This is a genomic window from uncultured Rothia sp., from assembly GCF_916049665.1.
Taxonomy (GTDB): domain Bacteria; phylum Actinomycetota; class Actinomycetes; order Actinomycetales; family Micrococcaceae; genus Rothia.
In genome coordinates this window covers 1-22,173 of record NZ_CAJZIE010000039.1, presented here as the reverse complement: position 1 = coordinate 22,173, position 22,173 = coordinate 1, and the positions used below count along the sequence as shown (strand labels likewise).

Here is a 22,173-nt window from a genome sequence, read left to right as displayed (position 1 = left end):
TTCGCGCCCGCGGCACAGATTGAGCGTGTGGTGCTCTTCGGCCACCCGACGCTCTCACGCCCGATTACGGCGCTGCTCGAACGCACGGATATTCAGTGCGCTTTCTACGCCCCTCGCCGCGCCAGCTGGTACGAGCCGGGCGCCCGCTCCTTCGTGGAGCTATCTACCCCGCATGAGCTTGCCGAGTTTGCGTGCGCCTCCACTGTGCCCGCTGATGAACTCGTTGACGGACTCAGCTGGCTGGATCAGTGGGTTGAGCCCGCCCGCGAGCTGCAGGATGAGTGCCTGCGCGCCATTGCCGCCTACGAGCACTCTGATTCTGCAGGCTCTGTAGACTACACCGATTACCGCAACCGCACCGCCGGCCGCTCCTACGCGCGCCGCGTCTGGAAGGACGCGGTAGCTCAGCGCCGCCTCATGGTGCTGGGTTCATCGAACCTGGTGCGTGATCTGGACGCGGCAGCCCCCGCACTGGGCGAGCCCGCCCCCGCGCGCGTGTTTGCCAACCGCGGTCTTGCCGGTATTGACGGCACGATTGCGACCGCTATTGGTGTGTCCCTGTCGGGCTACTACCCCGCCGGCGTTGATGAGAACTCCCGCCCGGTCGTTGGTGGTGCCGCCCTGCCGGTGACCCTGCTGTGCGGTGACCTGACCTTCCAGCACGATGTGTCCTCGCTGAACCTGCCGAGCACGGAGCTCCTTCCCGAACTGCGCGTTGAGGTCTTCGACGATGCCGGCGGCGGTATTTTCACGACCCTTGAACACGGTGATATGGCTCGTCAGCCGCAGTTCACCGCCGCTGTGGACCGTTTCTTCACGGTGGCTGCCGCCCCGAACACTGATCTGGCGCGCATGGCTGCCGGTTTCGGTACCGAATCCGGCATTGAGGTGCGCATTCACACACCCTAAAGCCGCATACAAAGGCTGTGGGCTATGCCCCCGCGCGCGGAGTTGACCGATATACTGAAAACTATCCGTGCCGTAGCCTTCCGTGGCTCTAAAAGTTAGCCGGTCGTAGCGGTTTCACTCGCCGCCACCTTCGCGTTTTCCCGCGCGCCTGCTGACGCAAGGCACCCTATCTATCATCTATTGACATTCACGCTCTCACCGCTAACGCATACCGCGCTCGACCAGGGGTTTTACCCCGGTGAGCCCGGTGCACGCGGCGGGCGTAGCCGCAAGGATTCTCATGAGCTCACTCGATATTATTGTTGCCGTCCCCTCCGGAGCCGGTTGGGTTCCCGTACACGCCATGGCGGAGCTTCTCGCCCGCTACACCGGCGGCACCGTCCACACCGTAGATGTGGGCGCATCCCTCAGCAAGGAAACCAAACTTCTGGCACGCCTGCCCCGCATTAAGAGTGGCTCTAAGCGTTGCCTGGTGATTGCGTCTGATCCCGGTCAGCTCTACGCCATTTCGCAGCGTTCCTTCGCGTTCCGCCGCTACGGTGCGATTTACGGCTGGGTGATTGATAGCTTCTGGGATGACCGTATTCCCGCGGTGGCTAAGTCCTCCACCTACGACCGCATTTTCGTTGCGGATGTTGACGACGTTCAGCCCTGGACTGCCGCGGGCGTGAAGGCCCCCGGTGTTCTGCCCTGGGGTGCGGACGTGTGGAGCAAGTTCAACGACCGTCTGGCAACGCTGGGCTCGAAGAGCACCGACCTGCTGCGTGTGGGTCGTCAGCCCGCCGCCTACGAGGATGACGAGGCGACCGCCGCCCTTGCCGGTGAGCTGGGTCTGAGCTTTGAGGGCCGCCCGCCCTTCGGTGCGAACGATCGCGAGTCGGCTCAGCACCTGCAGGATTCGCTGAACCGTGCGAAGTTCCTGCTGGCGTTCTCCACCTCTGTGAGCCCGGCGCCGTACACTCACCCGACCAAGGAGTACATTACCGGCCGCTGGACCGATGCGCTGGCTTCGGGTGTGACTGTGGTCGGCAAGGTTCCGAACACGACCACCGTACGCGAGATTCTTTGGGATGGCGCGACCATCGACATTGATCACGCGGATGCACGGGCGGGCCTCGCACAGGTTGCCGAGGCTGTCTCCCGCTGGACCCCGGCGCAGGGTGAACAGCAGATCCGTCAGGCGCTGCAGCATCTGGATTGGCGCCACCGTTTCGTTCAGCTGTGCGAGGCAATGGGCGAAGTGCCTGCCTCCCTGAAGGCTGATTGCGAGGCAATGCGCGCCCAGTACGTTCAGCGCTAAAAACGTCACCTCGCTGAAGGTAAACAGCTGAGGGTATATAAAAGGTGAGGGCTGGTTTCTATCACAGAAACCAGCCCTCACCTGCATTTATGCCCCATGAGGCATATTGCATACGGGGTTTAGTACGATGCCTGACCCAGAGTAATCGGACCCGTGAAACCACTGGTATCCGGGTGCTCCGAATCGAGGTATGCCGCCACCGGCGCGTTCTCAAGCTGAGCCAATCGATCCAGCAGGAAGCGAGTCGCACCCGGCGCATACGGCAACTTATACATTGCCGCGGTAGTTGCTTCATCCTCACGGTCCAGAGTGGAGGAACGAATCGACTCAATAGCGGTCACCATGGTGTTACGTTCACGCTCCACGAAGGTGCGGTCCACCGGCTCACCGTTACCGGGCACGAACACGCGGTAGCGATCAAATTCGAGCACAGCACCGAGGGTATCGATCCAACGGTCGGGGAAAGAATCCTCAAAGTAGGGGTCGGTACCCTCTTCAATCAGACCGCCCATGAAGAGCACATCTTCAATGCCGACCAGAATGTCGCCGTCGGTGTGGCCGGGACCCATGTACATGAGGGTTGCGCTACGCTCACCCAGGTCAATGGGGGTAAAGGTAATGCCGTCACCGCTGTTGGCGACCAGGCGGTTGGGGACAATAATATCGGTGGCTGCACCCTGGTGGTGCGCCATTTCCGGTTCGAGCGTCTCGACGTAGGGACGCTGCGCCTCACCGTATTTACGAATTGCACGCGCGGCGCGAGGATGCGCCCAGAATTCTTCGGCACCCATTGCCGCGAAAACATCGTTACCGAAGAAGCGCTCATAGTGTCCGTGAGTGTTTACGACGGTGATAGGAAGGCGCGTGAGACGGCGAACCTCATCATAAATTTCGGTTGCCTGACGGGGACCTGCGCCGGTATCCACGACAAGTGCCCGTTCCAGTCCGAGGACCAGTCCGGTGTTCAGTCGGTAGTTATCGGTCGCAATGCGGTACACACCGTCTGCGAGTTCAATAGTACGAGCCATAGATACAACCCTACTGTAATTTTTGGTGCTTGCGGGGTTATTCCGCCTTCTAGGGAACATATTTTTGCACTATCGCACACGACTAAGGCAATAAAAGTGCATCATTCTGCACAATTCCACCTCTACGGACAACTGATACGTGATGCTTGACAACCTCCACAGATTGATTAGCCGGATAGCGCGTTCCTCCTGCTAGTCCAGCGCCGGTTAGGAGTCAGCGAGGCGCTGAGCAGGAACCAGAAATTCACGCCCTATAGGATAGGAGTATGACTTCTTCCTCCAGCTCTTCTTCTAGCGCCTCAGCCGCTCATACTTCGGCACAGCCGTTCCCCAGCGGCACCGGACGCTACGCCCCCTCCCCCTCGGGGGACTTGCATCTGGGCAATTTGCGTACCGCTATTTTGGCGTGGGCGATGGCGCGCCGCGGCGGCAAGCCCTTCTACCTGCGCGTGGAGGATTTGGATCGTGTGCGCCCGGGCGCGGCGGAACGCCAGATTGCTGATTTGGCGGCTCTGGGCCTGGATTGGGATGCGAGCCCCGGCGCCTCAGCAGAGCGCGTCGAGGGATCCGAGAGCACCGAGGGTAAGGAAGCGGGCGTACTGTATCAGAGCACGCGCCTTGCCGCCTACGAGCAGGCGGTTGCACAGCTGCGCGAGGCGGGACTCGTCTACGAGTGTTTCTGTACTCGCCGCGAAATTCAGGAGGCGTCAAGCGCCCCGCACGGTGCCCCGGGCGCATACCCGGGTACTTGCCGCGGGCTGAGCGAGGAGCAGCGGGAGGAGCGCCGCGCCCAGCGTCCGCCGGCTCTGCGCCTGCGCGCCGAGTGCACGAGCTACACCGTGCAGGATGATTTTTACGGTACCTACACCGGTCTGGTGGATGATTTTGTGCTGGTGCGTAATGACGGCACCTACGCCTACAACCTGACCTCCGTGGTGGATGACGCCTTTGTGGGGGTTGAGCAGATTGTGCGCGGCGATGATCTGTTGCCTTCTGCGCCCCGCCAGTCGTATTTGGCGCAGCTTTTGGGGTTGGCGCAGCCGCGTTACGCTCACGTGCCGCTGGCACTGAACGAGGAGGGTAAGCGTCTGGCGAAGCGTGACGGTGCGGTGACTCTGCCGCAGTTGCGTGAGGCGGGCGTTGAGATTCCGACGATTTTGGGGTGGATTGCCGCGTCTATTCCGGTGTACGACGCTGATGGCTCTGCCCATTCTGCGGACGTCCCGGTGCCCAATGCGGCGGCGATTTTAGAGCGTTTTGACCCGGCTCGTATGGCTACTGAGCCGTGGGTTGTGAGGGATCTCTAAGCCTCTGTGACATTGTTGTGTAACAGTTCAACACTCCGAACGGCTTTTAAATTTTTCGTTTAATTCGTTTCAGATGCATACGGCTCTGATCGTTTGCGTTGCTTTTAAACTGCATCTCTTGCACCGAAGTGCCCGAAACCCTGAATTTCAGGGGTTTTTCGGGCACTTTTTCGCACATGCTCCCACAGCACCCCACGTGTACGACCATAGGATTTACACAGCAAATACATATTTATTCCATAGACTCGCGCTCTTTAGCGTCAAATAGACTTTATTTTCAGCCCTTCAGAGCCTAGACTGTATCCTATGCCACTCATAAAGTTATGGGGTAGCGCATAAATACACACAGGCGCACACTATCACCAGGAGAGAAGGAACATTATGGCCGCGAGTACATACCAGGTCATCGCGCTGGCGATTTATTTTGTTGCCATGATCGCAATCGGCCTATGGGCAAATAGCAAAAACAACAGTCTTGACGACTATGTGTTGGGCGGGCGACAGCTCTCCCCCACCGTCGCCGCACTCTCGGCTGGCGCATCCGACATGTCCGGTTGGCTCCTCATGGGTCTGCCCGGCGCCGTCTACCTCAGCGGCCTCTCCCAGGCGTGGCTCGCCGTCGGCCTGACAATCGGCGCATGGTGCAACTGGAAGTTCGTGGCACCGCGACTGCGTAGCTACACCGAAGTAGCAGGCGACGCCGTGACCGTCCCCGTCTTCCTGAGCAACCGTCTCAAGGACACCAAGCGCGTGCTGCGCATCGTCTCCGGTGTCGTGATTCTGGTGTTCTTCACCTTCTACGTCTCCTCCGGCATGGTGTCCGGCGGTCTGTTCTTCAAGTCCTCCTTCGGTCAGGAATACCACACCGGTATGCTCCTGCTGGCAGGCATCACCGTGTTCTACACGCTCTTCGGCGGCTTCATGGGCGCATCCTACACCGACATGGTTCAGGGTCTGCTCATGCTCGCAGCGCTGATCGCCGTTCCGGTCATCACCATCATTGACCTCGGCGGCGTGGGCCCCGTGGTTGAGTCCATCAGCCAGGTACGCCCCGACGCGCTGAGCATCTTCGCAGGCACCACCTTCGCCGGTATTGTTTCGTCCCTCGCATGGGGTCTGGGCTACTTCGGCCAGCCGCACATTATCGTGCGATTCATGGCGATGCGCACCCCCGCAGACGCTAAGTCCGGTCGCCGCATCGGTATCAGCTGGATGGTCCTGACCGTGTTCGGCGCACTGAGCGGCGCGTTCATGGGCATCGCATACTTTGCACGCCACCCCGAGGCGTCCCTCACCAACCCCGAAACCGCAGAATCCGTGTTCCTGGACCTCGCACAGATCCTCTTCCACCCCTTCATCGCCGGTCTGATTCTGGCGGCGGTTCTGGCGGCAATTATGTCCACCCTCTCCTCGCAGCTGATTGTGTGCTCCTCCGCTCTGGTGGAGGACCTCTACGGTATCTTCTCCTCGAAGAAGCTCAGCGCTTCCAAGTCCCTGTGGCTCGGCCGTGCAGGCGTGGCAATCGTGGCAGTGGTCGCCGGTGCCCTGGCGTGGAACCCGAACAGCTCCATTCTGCAGCTGGTCGCATTCGCGTGGGCGGGCTTCGGTTCGGCATTCGGCCCGACCGTTCTGCTCTCCCTCTACTGGCGTAAGCTGACCACCCAGGGTGCACTCGCCTCCATGATTACCGGTGCCGTTGTGGCATTCGCATGGGGCCAGAGCCCGCTGAAGTCCGTGCTCTACGAAATGGTTCCCGGCTTCGCTTCGGCGCTGCTGATCGCAATCATCGTCTCCCTGATGACTTACAAGAAGAACGAAACCATCGACGAAGAGTTCGACCGCGCAGTAGAGCTGGCTAAGGTCAAGTAACCTACGCATAACGAAAGCAGGGTAAGGATTCTTACCCAGCCTCTAAGGCCCGGGCCGCACACACGCGGTCCGGGCCTTCTTCTATGCCCGACAACCTGATTCGCTATACCGGGCGCCCGCTCCACTCACTCGACCGCACCGCGGGCAACGTAGAATAGGGTCTATGACTGCACAACTTCCCGAAAAGGTCTCGGACATCTTCAACCCCGCCGACTGGCGCGTCGTCGAAGGCTTCGAAGACTTCACCGACATCACCTACCACCGCCAGGTTCAGCGCGACGAAAACGGCGAAATCGTACGCGATCTGCCTACCGTGCGCATCGCATTCGACCGCCCCGAGGTCCGCAACGCATTCCGCCCGCACACCGTGGACGAACTCTACCGTGCCCTCGACCACGCACGCATGACCTCCAACGTGGGCACCGTGCTGCTCACCGGCAACGGCCCCTCCGCCAAGGACGGCGGCTGGGCATTCTGCTCCGGCGGCGACCAGCGCATCCGCGGCCGCGACGGCTACCACTACGCCAGCGGCGAGACCGCAGAAAGCATCGACCCGGCACGTGCGGGCCGACTGCACATCCTGGAAGTGCAGCGCCTCATCCGCACCATGCCCAAGGTCGTTATCGCCCTGGTCTCCGGTTGGGCTGCAGGCGGCGGCCACTCCCTGCACGTGGTTGCCGATCTGACCATCGCCTCCGAAGAGTACGGCAAGTTCAAGCAGACCGACGCAACCGTCGGCTCCTTCGACGCAGGCTACGGTTCGGCGCTGCTCGCACGCCAGGTGGGTCAGAAGTTCGCCCGCGAAATCTTCTTCCTCGCCAAGGAATACGACGCACAGCGCATGTACGAAATGGGCGCGGTCAACGACGTAGTCCCCCACGCAGAGCTCGAGAACAAGGGCCTGGAATACGCGGCGCACATCGCCCGCCAGTCCCCGCAGGCAATCCGCATGCTCAAGTACGCCTTCAACCTGCCCGACGACGGCATGCTCGGCCAGCAGGTCTTCGCCGGCGAGGCAACCCGCATGGCGTACATGACCGACGAGGCCGTGGAGGGCCGCGACGCGTTCCTGCAGAAGCGTGACCCGGACTGGTCCAACTACCCGTACTACTTCTAAGAGACAGTCCCTCTGCAGAAGTAGTTTCAGATGCATAGGCTCGGAGCCGGATTCAACCCTGAGAACCTCAGCTAAGAATCCGGCTCCGGCGCATTTGATGCCGCGTCTTTCCCCCCCCACCCCGGCATATAACATGCCCTGGCGGATAACACCCCGACGAACGCAGCCGCTATAGCCAGCCGCTAAGGATTTTCCATGATGAACACCCCCGTACCCGGGCTCGCACCCTCCCCCGCCCCGCAGGAGGCTGCCCTGCACCCGCAGGCGGTTCAGGTGCGCGCCGACCAGCCCGCCGACCCGCACGCCATGCTGGGTGCCTTTGAGCAACTGCTGGGTGGGTACGCGCTGGATGCTGAAAGTGCAGAGGTAGCTGAGCCTGTTGCCCTGGTGGTAGGTACCTCCGGCTCAACCGGAACCCCTAAACGCACCGCACTGACCGCGCGGGCTCTTGCCGCCAGCGCGGCAGCCACTGAGAACTTTTTTGAGACGAACGCGAATGTCACCTCGCAGTGGCTCCTGGCTCTTCCGGCACACTATATTGCCGGCGCGCAGGTGCTCGCCCGTTCCATACTCGCAGGTACCGCTCCGGTGATTGCCCGCTCCGTAACCGAGCCGGTGCATTTTAGCCCCGAGGTTTTCCTGCAGGCGGTTGAGCAGATAAGCTCGGCACGCCGGTTTATTTCCCTGGTACCCACCCAGCTGCATAAGCTCCTCGAAAGCGCGGACGCCGACCCGCACCTGGGCGCTGAAATTCACGAGGCGCTCGGCTCCTTCACCGGAATCCTGCTCGGAGGCGCCCCCGCCAGCGCCGACCTGCTCGCCGCCGCCTCCGCGCTGGGTCTGAATACGGTGACCACCTACGGTAGTGCCGAAACCGCGGGCGGATGCGTCTACTCCGGCTCCGTGCTGCCCGGCGTACGGGTTGAGCTCGTGCCTGAAGAGAGCATGCCCTCCGTGCCGAATATCGGCGGGAAGCTGGCGCATGATGAGCATGATGAGTCTGTGCAGGTGGGTCGTATTTGGATTAGCGGCGCGCACCTCGCCAGCGGCTACATTGGCGATACCGCCCGCACCGCCGAGCACTTCTTCACCGCCGCGGACGGTACCCGCTGGTACCGCACCGACGACTACGGGCTGCTGAGCCCTGTAGCGGCTCCCGACAGCAACGAGAACTGTAGCGAGCAGCGCCTGCAGGTGCTTGGCCGCAGCGACGACGTGCTCATCAGCGGAGGCGTGAAAATCTCCGCCCGCGCCGTGGCAACCGTCCTCGAAGAGCACCCCGCTGTACGCGAAGCCTGCGTGGTCGGTCTGCCCGATGCACGCTGGGGCACCGCCATAGCCGCCGCGGTCACGCTCGTGCCCTCCGCGCTGGTACCCTCTGCTGCTACATCTGCTGAGAATAGCGCCGCCCTGAACGAGGAACTCTGCGCCCTGCTCCGTGCCCGCTGCGCCGAAAAGCTCGGCGCGCCCGCCGCACCCAAGCAGCTGAGCATCCTGCCGGATTTCCCGCTCACCAGCACCGGCAAGCCGGACCGCGCAGAAATATACAGTATCCTGGACAGAGACTATCGTCAGGGCTAAAGCAGGCGCATCCGCAGGGTTCAACCTCGCGCACGCAGCCGCCCACACGCCCTGGCCCTCGCATCACGACACCCACGCATCATACGCACTTAGACCCGGAAGGAACCCCCGTGGCAACTGCCGCCCAATGGATTGAAGGCGCTCGCCTGCGCACCCTGCCGCTCGCCGTCGCCCCCATTATTGCCGGTTCAGCTGCCGCCTACGAGGTCAACGAATTCAAGCCGCTCTACGCGTTCTTGGCGTTCCTCGTCGCGTTCTTCCTGCAGGTGGGCGTGAACTACGCCAACGACTACTCCGACGGCATCAAGGGCACCGACGAAGACCGCGTGGGCCCGCTGCGCCTCGTCGGTTCCGGCGTAGCTAGCCCCCGCTCCGTCAAGTACGCCGCCTTCGGTTGCTTCGGCCTGGCGATGCTCGCCGGTCTTGCCCTGGTGGCGCTGGCGAACCAGTGGTGGTTCCTGGCGATTGGCGCCTCCAGCGTCTTCGCGGCGTGGGGCTACACCGGCGGCAAGCACCCCTACGGCTACATGGGTCTGGGTGACGTGTTCGTCTTCGTCTACTTTGGTCTGGTCGCAACCCTAGGCACCCTCTACACTCAGGCGCACACCCTGACCCTGCTCGGCTGGGTCGGCGCTATCGGCATCGGCCTGATTTCCTGTGCGCTGCTCATGGCGAATAACGTGCGTGACATCCCCACCGACATTGAGGCGGGCAAACTGACCATGGCGGTCCGCCTGGGTGAACGCTGGTCGTGCATCACCTACATCGTGGAGATGGCGCTGGCACTGGGCCTGGGCGTGCTCCTGCTCGATGAGAACCCCTGGTTCCTGCTGATCTTCCTGCTGGTCGGCCCGACCATCCACTCCTGCGTGACCGTGTGGACGCGCGGCGGCCGCGACCTGATTCCCGTGCTCAAGCAGGCGGGTATTGTGGCACTCGTGTACTCGGTTATTCTTGCCCTCGCCGTGTGGCTGGGCTCGCTGGATATTATTAGCCACGAAGTTCAGGTGTTCACCGGCTACTAAGACCGGCTACTAAGCCGACGTACGAATCTGCGCCGGATCTGCGCCGGCTTGTACTGTGCCGGTTCGCGTCGTAGCTCAGCGCGCCATGACGCCCCGCCGTTAAGCCGTACCGTTAAGCCGCTAGCGGGCACCCAGTTCATAGTTCCACGATAACGCGGCGGTATGTCATAGTAGTGCTTATGATTCGAGCCATGCTGATTATTGGCGGCGCCGCCCTCATCGTGGGTCTGACCCTCTACACCCTCTTGGACGCCGTCCGCACCCCCGCACACGAGGCGCGCACCCTGCCCAAGTGGCTGTGGGTTCTCGTCACCCTGCTCTTCCCCGTGGTAGGCCCCATCATGTGGCTCATCCTGGGCCGCCCCAAGGCACAGCCCGCAGCAGGCACTCCTCGCGCCGGTTTCGGTCAGCGACGCGGTACCCCGGCGCCCTCGGTCTCTTCCCCCGACGACGATGAAGAGTACCTGCGCTGGCTCAAAGCAAAAGCAGAACGCGAACGCCGCAGCCGCGAGGCAGAATCAAACAACAAGCAAGACCCCGAGCACAAGAACCCCGAGGACGGCACCCCGAATCAGGGCGGCGGGCAGAACTAGTCAGGGTGGCGAGGCTCGCGCCCCTAAGGTTTACAGCAAGAGGCTGTGGGCACATCCAATGCGGATGGGCTCACAGCCTCTTCTCTATGCACAAATTCTCTATGCACAAAAGCCTCATAAATTAGCCACAGGGTGTTTAGCTGCCGGGCAGCTGAATCACACCGCCGTACAGCGGCGCGGCAGGCTCCGAATACCCCACAAAACGCGGCATCTCATGCTCAAAATCAGTGGTGCTAAACGCCAGAGTCGTAATTGACGCCAGGTTGCACTCACGGGCGCGCGGGTCATGCTGCAACATGCGGCCCTCAACGCCCAGGCGAGTAATCCAAATCGGCAGCTGGTGCGAGACGATGATCGCCTCCGCGCCCTCGCCGCCGCGCTCGTAGGCGGTACGCGCCGCATCCTGAACAGCCGCCGCCATACGGCGCACCTGATCCAGGTACGACTCACCCCAGGAGGGGCGCGCCGGGTTGTACAGCTTCGTCCAGTGACGCGGGTTCTGCAGCAGCTCCTGCGCGTTCACGTGCAGACCCTCAAAGTAGTTATCCGCCTCGATGAGGCGCTCATCCGGCTGCGCGGTCAGGCCCAGCAGCTCCTCAACCGGGGCGGCAGACTCGCGGGTACGCTGCAGCGGCGAGCAAACCAGGTGCACGAAACGGGCGCCTCGCTCAGCACGAGCGGCGAACTCCTCAGCGCTCAGACGCACCATCTGCTGACCCTTATCCGACAGGCGGTAACCGGGCAGACGGCCGTACACGATACGCTCGGGGTTGTGCACCTCGCCGTGACGCATGAGGTGAACTTTAATGGTGGAAGTTTCAGTCATAATCCCAGTCTCTCAGATAGCGCGCCCCACCCCAAACAGGCGGCCCGCACAAGCTCTATAGAAACGCAGGGCAGCAGGGACGCAAAAACCCCGCCTCTCCAAGCGGAGGGCGGGGCGAAAGAAGTCTATTTACTTCTTGTTGCGGCGCTGGTGGCGGGTCTTACGAAGCAGCTTGCGGTGCTTCTTCTTGGACATACGCTTGCGGCGCTTCTTGATAACGGAACCCATAGGATTTCCTCACTTTACTCGTACCCGGCCGAGCCATTCGACTCGGTAGCTACCCGGGGATATTTATACCGGTATAACCGATCCAAAACGCATTTTAGGCACAGAAATACCCTTGCGTTTTAGAGCGCTACCTACCTAGAGTACTAGGTTTACCCCCATTTTCACCATTCGAGAGCCGCTTTTCAGGAGTTTTTCCCTGAAAATCCGCATTTCCCACGGGTATATCCGGGGTATATCGGGGCCAAAATGGGGATTCAGTAACCCTAACGGCGCTTCTTCTTCGACTTCTTCGAGCCCTTACCGCGGCCATGAGACAGCACCGAACCGGAAGAAGCTACAGCACCCTCAGAAGTGCTTTCCTCAGCCGGGGAGGCGGCATCAGCCGATTCCTGCGCAGGCTCAGAAGCTTCAGCGGGTTCTTCAACCGGCTCTTCTACAGAAACCTCTTCAGCGGTGCTCTCCTCAGCCGCCGCGTGCAGCGCCTTCAAACGCTCAGCACGCTCAGCCTCAGCACGAGCCAGCGCCTCCTCGTCAATGACAGGCTGAGGGTCAGGCTGGGGCTCAGGCTTTGTTCCAGCCTTCACAGCCTGCTCCTTCACAGCCTGCTCCTTCTCAGGGCTCTCCTGGGCTTCATCGTGCTCAGGCTCGTACACGTCCACGCCGAAGAAACGCTTCATCTTCGAGAAGATGCCGCGGCGCTCCTGCACCGGCTCCTCGTGAGGAAGCTTCTCATAGGTGTCGTGGATGGTCGCTGCCGCCTCAAGACGGGTAGGCTCAGCAGGCTGAACGGCGGGCTCCTCTGGACGCGCCGGGGCACGCAGAACCTTCTCAGAAGACGCAGACTCAGCAGGCGCCGCAACAGCCGCAGGACGCGCGGTACGGGCAGGCGCAGTCAGCACCTGGCTACGATCCACCGGCTTAATGATGGTCGCACGCACCGGGGAAACGATCTGGCCGCTACGGCGACGCGGAGCCGCCGTGGAGGCGCGCAGAACCTTCGCGGGGCCCTCCGCCTCTTCCTGCGCGTAGGCGGCAGGGACGCTCGGCAGCTGACCGCTGGGAGTCTGCGAATTGAGGGTCTGGGCGCCAGATACCGGAGCCGCCGAAGCAGCCGGGGTAGCCTGAGCAGACGGGCTGAAGCCGCGCGGGGTGCCGAAGCTCAGCGGCACATCCGCGCTCACCGAATGAGCAGCAGGCTGAGCGGCAGCAGGCTGAGCGGCAGCAGGCTGAGCGGGGGCTGCGGGAGCCGCAGCAGGGGCAGGCTGAGAGGGTACGGGAACGACATGTTCTGCCTTGTCAGAAGCATCAGAGGCAGAAGGAACCTCGGCAGGCTCATCGACATGCTCCGCAGGAGCCTCAGAAACGGTCTCCTCAATGTAGACGATATCGCCCTCAGGTACCGTGTACTCCACGGCAGAAGACTGTGCAGAAGCCTGATCAGGTTCCGAAGCGGGCACCGCAGAAGCGGGTGCCGCAACGGGCGCATCCGCGGCGGGCAGAGCCTCCGCATCAGCGAAGGACGGGTCGTCCTGCAGCAAATCATCAAAGTCATCTGCGGCGAACTCATCCACGTCAACCGGCGCAAACTCAGACGCAATCGGCTCACCCGGCAGACCATTCGCTGAGGTCGCCTCCTGCTCCAGGTCAATACCGGCATCGGCATACATGCCGCGCAACTGGCCAATCACCATGGCGCGAGCAGTCGCAGCGTCGCCCGCCTTCAGCGCCTCCGCAATAGCGCGGCTCTCAGCACGCAGACGCTCCACAGCGCTGCTCCACAGCGGCATACGACCCACCAGCGACAGCATCGACTCAAAGCTCGGCTGACGCACCGACGCGAGCAGACCCACCAGCAGCTCATTGCCGGCGCAACGCATCACCTGGTGGTGGAACGTCAGCAGAAGTTCCAAGAAGTCACGAATCGACAGGTCGAAGTCTTCCATCTGCGCCAAGACCTCATCCATCTCCGCGAAGGAGGCAGTCTTCGGGTCAATACGCGCAATCGCCCAGCTCTCCAGCAGAATACGGGTCTGCACCAGGTCACGAGTCGGGTAACGCGAGCTGGACATGTGCAGGCGCAGAGCGGCACTCGCAGCGGCGGCAGGCTCATCGCTCAGGTGCACCAGGATCTCCTTGCCGCGGCCGTTGTACAGCTGCACCAGATCCATATCTTCCAGGGTGCGCAGAGCCTCGCGGGTGCGGGAACGACCCACACCAATAGCGCGCGCAATTTCGCTATCGTTGGGCAGGTCCTGACCCAGCTGAATATTGCCCTCGAACAGTTCGTTCTCAAGCCAGCGCAGAATTTTACGATGAATAGCCACGTGAATGCGTCTTTCGGTTAGATAAAAGTGAGTGAGAGTGTGTGTGCTTTATACAGAGTGATGCCGGAGGTTGAACAACGTCAGGGCACGCCCTAGCGGCGGCGGCCACGCAGGAAGCCGAAGAGACCACCGCGGTGGTTATCCTTCGCCTCAGCGCTGGTCGTCTCAGTGCTGGGGCGGTACACCGAATCGTAGGCGGGCATGGTCTGGTACTCGGTCTCCTCAGAGGAAGTATCAGACTTGCTTTCAGCCTTGTCAGACTCTTCTACAGCGGCCTTCTCGGAGGCAGATTCTTCAACTGCAGGCTTCTCAACAGCTACGGTTTCTTCAACCGAGGTCTTCTCCTCAGCCTTTTCCGCGGGCTTCTCAGCGGGCTTTTCCGCAGGCTTTTCATCAACAGCCTTCTCAGCCGCAGTGGACTCCTCGGCAGCAGGAGCTTCGGGGGTCACCGCAATAGGCTGAATCGAACCGCCCACAACCGCAGCCGGGTCAATACCGTAAGACACAGCGACAGGCTGAGCAGTCACCACGGGCTCCTCAACCACAGCGGGCTTCGCTTCAACGGGCTTGGTCGCGGCAGGCTTCGCCTCAGCGGGTGCGGCAGGCTGAGCGGGAGTTGCGGACGCCGCGGGGGTAGCCCCCACATCGTAGCCATAGGATGCGGGAGTAAAGGGGCGCATCGGGGTACGCTCCACAACCTCTTCGGTTGCAGCGGGTGCGACGGGTTCAGCCTTCTCAGCGGATGCAGAAGTAGCTGCCTCGGAGGTGGCGGTTTCGGAAGCGTGTTCCGCCGGACGCGAGTAGATGCGTGCGCTCGGGGTCAGGTACTGGGCGCGGGCACGCTGAATACGAGCCTGCTCAATTTCCTCAGCGGAGGGAGCCTCAACGGCGATGGGTTCGGGCGCCTCAGTGGAGGAAGCCTCCGGTTCCTTCTTCTCGGTCTCAGCGGCGGGCTTCTCAGCCGCCACCTTCTCAACAGCGGGCTTCTCGGCAACAGCCTTCTCGGGAGCCTTATCCGCAACCTTGTTATCGGCGGGCGCGGTAGCCCCACCGGGTAGCGCCACGGGCACATGCGCCCGACTGGACTGGCGTGCAATCTGAACGGTCTCGTTAATCCACTCGGTAACGGTGGCGAATACATCCGGGTTCAGGGAGTAGAGGCGACGCTGCCCCTCCACGGTCACGGAGACCACATCTGCATCGCGAAGGACTTTCAGGTGCTTCGAAATGGTCGGTTGGCTCATGCCCAGCTTTTCAACCACAGCACCCACCGTGTGGGTTTGCTCAGCGAGAATACGCACAATTCGGCGGCGAGTCGGATCCGCGATGACAGAAAAAACATCAGAATGCATATAGCGATTATGACATATAAAGAGGCGCCTCAAGCTTAGAATGAGGCTGATACAGAAATTACCTTCAAAAATTCTGAAAGACTCCTGAACGCTAGCTCAAAATGAAGCATTGAAGGGGATAAAAGCATGAAGTGTCCATCACATTAGACGGTATATAGCTGTATCACACGATGAGCATACGCCAGCTTTTCAACCCGCCACCGAATATATACCACAAAGAGAATATATGCTTTTCTGTGGCTCACACGAAAAACCGCCCACGCGTCCTTACCCAGCTCACACATTGAGCGTCCAGCGATCAACACCCTACCCCCTCTCAAGGCACCCGGCGCGATACACTAGAAGGCGTTAAAACAGGCAAAAACCGCCGCGCACAAACCACCATTCCTCGGGCACCCCACGCCCAACACCCAGGCACAACATGAAGGAGGCGCATGGGACGCATAATCCGCCGCACCCGGCGCCGACATCACCACCCCCAGGGCCAGCTCAACCGCCGCTGGGACACCCTCAGCGGCACTACCTCCATGCCGCAGAAGCAGCAGGTTCGCCGTAGCCGACGCGACCGCCTCGAGGCAGAGAACCTGAGCATCCTCACGAGTGTGCCCGGTATTGATCTTGACCGCCTGCCCGCCCTGCGCGACCACGCCAGCGAGGACTCCGAGGCTCAGCGCAAGCGTGCGCCCATTGGCTTCAATCTGCAGACCCTCGAACGGTTCCGCGACTTCATTGACGTGACCGTGCTTGCGTCCCCTTCGCGTACCGCGATTACGGCGTTCTTCCTGGTCATCATCTTCTTCACGCTTACCCTGCTGTTGCCTATCTCTTCTAACGATGGGCAGCCCGCGCCCTTCCACCACGCGTTCTTTACCTCTACGAGCGCGGTGACTGTTACCGGTCTGACTACCGTCTCCACCGCCGAGCAGTGGTCTACTTTTGGGCAGGCAATGATTCTGGTGGCGTGCCAGGTGGGTGGTCTGGGTACTCTGACGATTACTTCGCTGCTGGCGCTGGCTATCGGCCGTAAGATGGGTCTGCGCACTAAGCTCATTGCGCAGGAAGACCTGAATATCAGCCGCCTCGGTGAGGTCGGTGGCATCATCAAGAGCGTCTCCTACGCCTCGTTCTCCATCGAGGCGATTATTGCCCTCGTGCTGATTCCGCGCTTCCTCACCCTGGGCGAAGACCCGTTCCAGGCGATTTGGCACAGCATCTTCTACTCCATCTCGGCGTTCAATAACGCCGGGTTCACCCCGCACTCGGACGGCATCGTGCCCTACGGTCACGACCTTTTCTTGCTCGTGCCCATCTGCGTTGCGGTGTTCTTGGGCTCGCTCGGTTTCCCCGTTTTCATTGCGATTCAGCATCATCCTTTCCGCCCCAGCCACTGGTCGCTCACCGCGAAGCTGACCACCGTCACGACCCTGTTTTTCTTCGCCTTTGGCGCGTTCTTCTGGGGTCTCTTCGAGTGGAATAACCCCGCCACTATCGGCGACTACTCTGCGGGTGACAAGGTTCTGAATGCCATTTTTGCCTCCGTCATGATGCGTTCGGGCGGCTTCAATCTGGTCGACATGAGCAGCATTACCCCCGTCTCCACGCTACTGACGGACATGCTCATGTTCATTGGCGGCGGCTCCGGCTCGACCGCGGGTGGCGTGAAGGTCACGACCATCGCCGTGATTGCCCTGTCCATTCTTGCCGAGGCGCGAGGCGATCAGAAGGTCGTCGCGTTCAACCGCACCATCCCCGAATCTTCCCTGCGCATTGCTATCTCCGTGATTGTTATGGGTGCTACCGTGGTAGGTGTTGGCGCCGCGTCGATTCTGATTATTAGCGGCGCGGACCTCAAAGAAGTCATTTTCGAGGTTATCTCCGCCTTCGCGACCTGCGGCCTCTCGAATGGCCTCTCCTCCAGCCTGCCGCCGGCGGGTATCTACGTGCTCAGTGGCCTGATGCTCATTGGCCGTGTGGGCACCACAACCGCCGCAACCGGCCTGGCGCTGCGTTCACGCCGCCGCCTCTACAAGTTCCCCGAAGAAAGGCCCACCATTGGCTAGTGCACATAACGCCCCCGTCCTCGTGATTGGTTTGGGCCGCTTCGGCTCCGCGGTCGCCGCCCAGCTACGCCTGCAGAATAAGGAGGTTCTCGCCATTGAGAAGGACCCCGAGCTGGTGCAGAAGTGGTCCGGCGTGCTGACCCACGTGGTCTCCGCCGATGCGACCGATATCGACACCCTGCACCAGTTGGGTGCGGACGATTTTGGGTCCGCTGTGGTGGGTGTGGGCACCTCCGTTGAGGCGTCCGTGCTGATTACCGCGAACCTCGTGGACATTGGTGTGGAGCGTATTTGGGCGAAGGCTATCACCCCCGCGCACGGCAAAATCCTGGAGCGTATTGGTGCGCACCACGTGGTCTACCCGGAGGCGGACGCCGGCCGCCGCGCCGCGCACCTGGTCTCGGGTCGACTGCTGGATTACATTGAGTTTGATGACGACTTCGCGATTGCGAAGATGCGCCCGCCGAAGGAGACCCACGGTTTCACCCTGGCGGAGTCGGATATCCGTTCCAAGTACGGCGTGTCCGTGGTCGGTATCAAGTCCCCCGGTGAGGACTTCACCTACGCGGATGCGACCACCCGCATTCACTCGCGTGACATTCTGATTGTGTCCGGTCAGGTGGACCTGATTGAGCGTTTTGCGGCGCGACCCTAAAAGCACTTTTCCTCGCTGCGGCGGTTATCTTCCCCAGCTCTGCTCGTTTTGAGGAGCCCGCGATTGAGGAACCTGCAAATAGACATAGAAAAACAGCCTCTTCCCGTTCTGCCGGGAGGAGGCTGTTTTTCTGTAGTTTCACCTAGTCAGAGGGATACTACCAGACGGTATTAGTCCTCGTCAGCGGTGTACAGCTTGCTCATTTCCGCCGAACGTGCCGCGCAGGCGCGCATCGCTTCCTCGGTCAGCTGGAAGAGGCCACCATCAACAAAGGTGTTCAGCGCACGCTCGGTGGTGCCGTTCGGGCTGGTCACCGCGCGGCGCAGGGCGGGCGCATCCGGGTTGGTGTCGAGCAGGTAGCCCGCGCCGGCAACGGTTGCGCTGGCGAGCTTGAGGGCGGTGTCTGCGTCCAGGCCGAGCTTTTCGCCGGCGGCTGCCATCGCCTCCGCGAGCAGGAACGCGTATGCCGGGCCGGAGCCGGAGACGGCGGTGACCGCATCCATCTGGTCTTCGCGAACCTCAACGACCGTGCCGACGGTGCCCAGGACCTCTTCGACGAGCTTCTTCTGTTCGTCCTTCACGGTGTCGGTGGTGGAGATGGCGAGCACGCCCTTGCCCACGGAGGAGGGGGTGTTCGGCATGCAACGAACAATGGGCTGACCTGCGGGAAGGCACTCTGCGAGGGTTTCGAGGGTCACGCCAGCGGCCACGGACACCACGACGGCGTTCGGGGCGAGGGCGGGCGCAATATCGCGGGCGAGCTCGACAATGCCGTAGGGCTTCACGCCGAGCAACACGACGTCCGCGTGGGCGGTTGCCTTGTGGTTGCCGTCAGCTTCGCCGCCGGTGGTGATGATTTCTACCTTGTCGCCGAGGCGCTGGGCGAGGGCGGCGCGGGATTCTTCGCTACGCACGGTGGCGCGGATGTGGGCGGGGTCGTGGCCTGCGGCGAGCAGACCCGCGGCGATGGAGCCGTTCATGGAGCCGGTGCCGAGAAAAGCAATAGTTGCGGTCATCGTTGATCCTTCCGAGTGGGGTGCCTGCGCCCGGCGGCTACTTTGCACGGTGTGCGGCGGGCGCGTGGAGGCGTACCCTTCCAGCATAGCGGGTGCGGCGAGGGGCGTGTGACCTGGCTCGTGCCTCATGTGCTTTTCTGTATGCGCTTTTCTGGGGTGCGTTCTCCGGGGCGCCTTCCCCTGCTGTGCCGTTTCGTCTCTCAATCTTTGGCACACCGCTGGGAGGGCAAATAGTGCGGGCGTAGAATTAAATCGGCTTCAGCTGCGGCGATTTTCGCCGGGTATGGAGCCTCCAACACCACACAGCACGCAACACACAAAACCCCTTTTCTATGTCTTCTCATACTGGTTCTTCCTCGAGTTCTTCCTCTGATAGCCCGCAGATTCCTGCGGGTTCCCGTTCTTTTTCGTTTCGCCTCCTGCTGGGGCTGACTCTTGCCGCACTGGTCACGGGCGTATTCAGCGGTTTGGGCGCGATTGCCTTGCACTATGTTCTGGACTTTATGCAGGAGCTAGCGTTTGGTCATTCTGAGGGTCATCACCCGATGGTCACTGACGGTGCCGACCCGGCGCGTCGTGCGCTGGTGCTCGCGGCGTTGGGCCCGTTCGTGGCGCTGGTTTGGTATTACCTGCAGTCGGGCGGTCGGCGCGTGGTTGGCGTGAAGTCGCAGATTGCCGGTGCTACCGAGGAGGATCGCGCACCGTCGCTGTGGCGGCAGATTTCGCATTCGGTCATTCAGATTGTTGCGGTGGGTGCGGGTTCCCCGGTGGGTAAGGAGGTCGCACCGCGTGAGCTGGGCGCCCTGGCTGCGGGTCGGTGCGCGCGCCTACTGGAGCGCATTGGTGGCACTCGCCCGGATGGTTCGCCGCTACTGGGTGATCGTGAGCGTCGTCTACTGGTGGCGGCGGGTGCGGCGTCCGGTTTGGCGGCGGTGTATCAGGTGCCGGTTGGTGGCCTGGTGTACCTTGTGGAGGCGATGGCTGCGGGTTTGAGCCTGTGGTCGCTGTATGTGGGTGCGGTAACGGTGTGGACGGCGACGGTCACGGCGAATCTGGTGATTTCGAATGCGCCGACCTACCCGGTGCCGCAGCTTCCGTTGGATGCGACGACGCTGACGGTTGCGGCGTTGACGGGTGTGGTGTTGGCTCCGCTGGCGTTGGGTTTTAGGGCGCTGTCGCAGCGTGCGGAGAAGATTAAGGCGAAGGACCGTTCTCTGTTGTGGCGTATTCCGGTGGCGTTTGTGCTGGTCGCGGTGGTTTCGCTGTGGCTTCCGGAGATTCTGGGTAATGGTCGTCTGCTGACTCAGCACACGTTTAATGTGTCGCTGGATGCGGCGGCGGGCGGCTTGTCTGCGGCGGCGGCAGTATATGTGTTGGCGTTGTGTGTGGCGAAGGCTGCCGTGGTGCTGTTGAGTCTGCGTTCGGGTTCGTATGGTGGTACGTTGACGCCTGGTTTGGCGTTGGGTGCGGCGGCCGCGTTTTGTGTGGCGGCGCTGGTACTGTGGGCGTTCCCGGCTTTGGACGGGGTGCCGGGTGGCGCGTCGATGGTGCTGTATGCGGCGGCGCTGACGGGTACGGCGGCGTTTTTGGGTATTTCGATGAATGCGCCGCTGTCTGCGTTGACGTTGTTGATTGGTTTTACGGGTCAGGGTGCGAGTGCGTGGCTGCCGATGGCGGTTGCGGTGGGTACGGCGGTGCTGACCCACTGGGCGTGGACGCGAGTGTTCGGCTCTAAGAAGTAGCTTTCAGAAGTAGGGGGGCGGCCCCGGATGCGTGTGCGTCCGGGGCCGCCCTGTTTTGCTGTGCCGAAGAGCTGTCTTAAATTTGCTTTGACGGCTTTGAAAGGAATAGTAGATAAATTCCGAAGATGAGCTTAATCGCCGCGTCAATATATGCGATTACCTCTAACGGAATGTCGGTAAAAATATATCCTGCAAACACGTTAATGGCACAGGCAAGACCCAGGTATATCATTGACTTTCCATGCACAAAATAGTACGGGAAGAAATGTAGCGCGGTTGCCATCAGTGCCCCCAGCCAAATCAATCTCCAATTTTCAGTTGCGAAGAATGGGCCGCCCAGCAAAAACATCAAAACAAATAATAGAATAACGGCACGTGAAGATACTTTATTTTGAAATTCACTCGAAGGGCCATCGGATAGTCTATTCAGCACCTTTTTATTCATGTTGATTGAGAAAAAGCTGACGACGTAGCCGATGCTGAATACTTGCATGTTTATTATTTGTTTTCCTCCGGCCATGGTGGCTATTGCGATAACCGCCGCCACCACAATTAGCCACAACCCGCAGGCCCTCTTATAGTTAAATTCTAACTTTTCGTCTTTGCTATAGCTTAGAAAAGCCATCGATTCCTCCAATAGTCTCTCGTAAAATTATTTCTCTTGTCGCGCTACTAAATTTTATTGTGAAAAAGTTCTGCCATATATCAATATACTCCAATCCTTCTGCATGTATTTACATCCTCTGAAATTGTATCAAGATGGCAATAAAATCCCCCTAAGAAACGAGGAGGCGGCCCCGGATGCGTGCGCGTCCGGGGCCGTTCTTGTTTTAGCATGCCATGCTGCACTGAAAGTTGTGCCATAGGTTAGCCTCTTTGGTCGTAGTTAAAAACCATGGCAGAAGACGCTAAACTATGGCACAAATTCTGGAGGGATAAATTCTCAATGCATGCACTCGGAAAGACCGAAGCCATCCAAGCAAATCAGTTCTTACCTTTCTTATCTGAAGCAGCTTTATCCTGAGACGACGGTTCTTTATTTTCATGATTCTTAGCATCAATTTCAAATACCCCATCCAAATAAGAACCATAGGGGATTCCTTCCTTATTAAACTTTTCAAGAAGAGTATATGGAGTTGCAGACATTAGAATCTTTACAGGAGGAATATACCACTTATCTTTTCTCCATATTTTAGGGACATTAACCAGAGCAGCATATTCTTCATCTACCATCGCATATC

At 60.6% G+C, this 22,173-nt stretch carries 18 protein-coding genes and 1 pseudogene; 11 read left to right on the top strand and 8 right to left on the bottom strand.

The genetic code is table 11. The annotated features are described in order from the left end of the window. Both QZ540_RS05200 and QZ540_RS05195 read left to right on the top strand, forming a co-directional pair. A pseudogene (locus QZ540_RS05200) lies at positions 1–909 on the top strand (2-succinyl-5-enolpyruvyl-6-hydroxy-3-cyclohexene-1-carboxylic-acid synthase); the annotation flags it as partial. A gap of 280 nt (positions 910–1,189) precedes the next feature. Then, positions 1,190–2,209 carry a glycosyltransferase gene (locus QZ540_RS05195; RefSeq protein ID WP_294628243.1) on the top strand — a complete coding sequence of 340 codons (1,020 nt, stop codon included), beginning with the start codon at positions 1,190–1,192 and terminating at the stop codon, positions 2,207–2,209. 119 nt (positions 2,210–2,328) lie between these two features. Here the strand turns inward: QZ540_RS05195 and QZ540_RS05190 are convergent, their stop codons facing one another. After that, a complete protein-coding gene (locus QZ540_RS05190; protein WP_049341038.1) occupies positions 2,329–3,237 on the bottom strand; it encodes an MBL fold metallo-hydrolase in 909 nt (302 codons plus the stop codon). Between the two features lie 266 nt (positions 3,238–3,503). Here QZ540_RS05190 and gluQRS point away from each other — a divergent pair, with 266 nt between their 5' ends. The 6 genes from gluQRS to QZ540_RS05160 all read left to right on the top strand — a co-directional run bounded on the left by gluQRS (position 3,504) and on the right by QZ540_RS05160 (position 10,729). Further along, complete coding sequence (gene gluQRS / locus QZ540_RS05185; RefSeq protein WP_294628242.1) at positions 3,504–4,544, top strand: tRNA glutamyl-Q(34) synthetase GluQRS; 1,041 nt, start codon at positions 3,504–3,506, stop codon at positions 4,542–4,544. A gap of 381 nt (positions 4,545–4,925) precedes the next feature. Next, positions 4,926–6,413: a sodium/proline symporter PutP gene (gene putP, locus QZ540_RS05180; RefSeq protein WP_294628241.1), complete on the top strand. Its 1,488-nt coding sequence runs from the start codon at positions 4,926–4,928 to the stop codon at positions 6,411–6,413. A 163-nt stretch (positions 6,414–6,576) separates the two neighbouring features. Then, positions 6,577–7,530, top strand: a complete 954-nt coding sequence (locus QZ540_RS05175; RefSeq protein WP_070737789.1) for a 1,4-dihydroxy-2-naphthoyl-CoA synthase — start codon at positions 6,577–6,579, stop codon at positions 7,528–7,530. 195 nt (positions 7,531–7,725) lie between these two features. Then, entirely contained in the window at positions 7,726–9,111 is a 1,386-nt protein-coding gene (locus QZ540_RS05170) for an AMP-binding protein (RefSeq protein WP_294628240.1), read from the top strand. A gap of 110 nt (positions 9,112–9,221) precedes the next feature. Continuing rightward, positions 9,222–10,136, top strand: coding sequence for a 1,4-dihydroxy-2-naphthoate polyprenyltransferase (locus QZ540_RS05165; protein WP_294628239.1), 915 nt, complete (start codon positions 9,222–9,224; stop codon positions 10,134–10,136). A 179-nt stretch (positions 10,137–10,315) separates the two neighbouring features. Next, on the top strand, positions 10,316–10,729 hold the full coding sequence (locus QZ540_RS05160) for a PLD nuclease N-terminal domain-containing protein (RefSeq protein WP_294628238.1): 414 nt from the start codon (positions 10,316–10,318) through the stop codon (positions 10,727–10,729). Positions 10,730–10,865: 136 nt separating this feature from the next. Here QZ540_RS05160 and QZ540_RS05155 read toward each other — a convergent pair whose 3' ends face one another. The 4 genes from QZ540_RS05155 to QZ540_RS05140 form a co-directional block, all read right to left on the bottom strand. Then, positions 10,866–11,555: a histidine phosphatase family protein gene (locus QZ540_RS05155; RefSeq protein WP_294628237.1), complete on the bottom strand. Its 690-nt coding sequence runs from the start codon at positions 11,553–11,555 to the stop codon at positions 10,866–10,868. Positions 11,556–11,684: 129 nt separating this feature from the next. Next, positions 11,685–11,783 carry a 30S ribosomal protein bS22 gene (locus QZ540_RS05150; RefSeq protein WP_005504750.1) on the bottom strand — a complete coding sequence of 33 codons (99 nt, stop codon included), beginning with the start codon at positions 11,781–11,783 and terminating at the stop codon, positions 11,685–11,687. A gap of 263 nt (positions 11,784–12,046) precedes the next feature. Then, a complete protein-coding gene (locus QZ540_RS05145; RefSeq protein WP_294628236.1) occupies positions 12,047–14,107 on the bottom strand; it encodes a FadR/GntR family transcriptional regulator in 2,061 nt (686 codons plus the stop codon). 92 nt (positions 14,108–14,199) lie between these two features. Further along, complete coding sequence (locus QZ540_RS05140; protein WP_294628235.1) at positions 14,200–15,459, bottom strand: metalloregulator ArsR/SmtB family transcription factor; 1,260 nt, start codon at positions 15,457–15,459, stop codon at positions 14,200–14,202. 434 nt (positions 15,460–15,893) lie between these two features. Between QZ540_RS05140 and QZ540_RS05135 the strand changes: the two genes are divergently transcribed. Then, complete coding sequence (locus QZ540_RS05135) at positions 15,894–17,519, top strand: TrkH family potassium uptake protein (protein ID WP_294628234.1); 1,626 nt, start codon at positions 15,894–15,896, stop codon at positions 17,517–17,519. Continuing rightward, positions 17,512–18,174 carry a TrkA family potassium uptake protein gene (locus QZ540_RS05130; protein ID WP_005504725.1) on the top strand — a complete coding sequence of 221 codons (663 nt, stop codon included), beginning with the start codon at positions 17,512–17,514 and terminating at the stop codon, positions 18,172–18,174. The genes QZ540_RS05135 and QZ540_RS05130 overlap by 8 nt, the downstream gene beginning before the upstream one ends. Positions 18,175–18,344: 170 nt before the next feature. Here QZ540_RS05130 and proC read toward each other — a convergent pair whose 3' ends face one another. Then, positions 18,345–19,190, bottom strand: a complete 846-nt coding sequence (gene proC, locus QZ540_RS05125) for a pyrroline-5-carboxylate reductase (RefSeq protein WP_294628232.1) — start codon at positions 19,188–19,190, stop codon at positions 18,345–18,347. 332 nt (positions 19,191–19,522) lie between these two features. Between proC and QZ540_RS05120 the strand changes: the two genes are divergently transcribed. Beyond that, on the top strand, positions 19,523–20,932 hold the full coding sequence (locus QZ540_RS05120; protein ID WP_294628230.1) for a chloride channel protein: 1,410 nt from the start codon (positions 19,523–19,525) through the stop codon (positions 20,930–20,932). Positions 20,933–21,008: 76 nt separating this feature from the next. Here the strand turns inward: QZ540_RS05120 and QZ540_RS05115 are convergent, their stop codons facing one another. Then, the gene (locus QZ540_RS05115) at positions 21,009–21,557 is read right to left on the bottom strand and encodes a DUF6609 family protein (RefSeq protein WP_294628228.1); all 549 of its coding nucleotides are present in this window, start codon (positions 21,555–21,557) and stop codon (positions 21,009–21,011) included. Positions 21,558–21,916: 359 nt separating this feature from the next. Then, the coding region (locus QZ540_RS05110) for a hypothetical protein (protein ID WP_294628226.1) at positions 21,917–22,173 on the bottom strand (257 nt) is incomplete at its 5' end.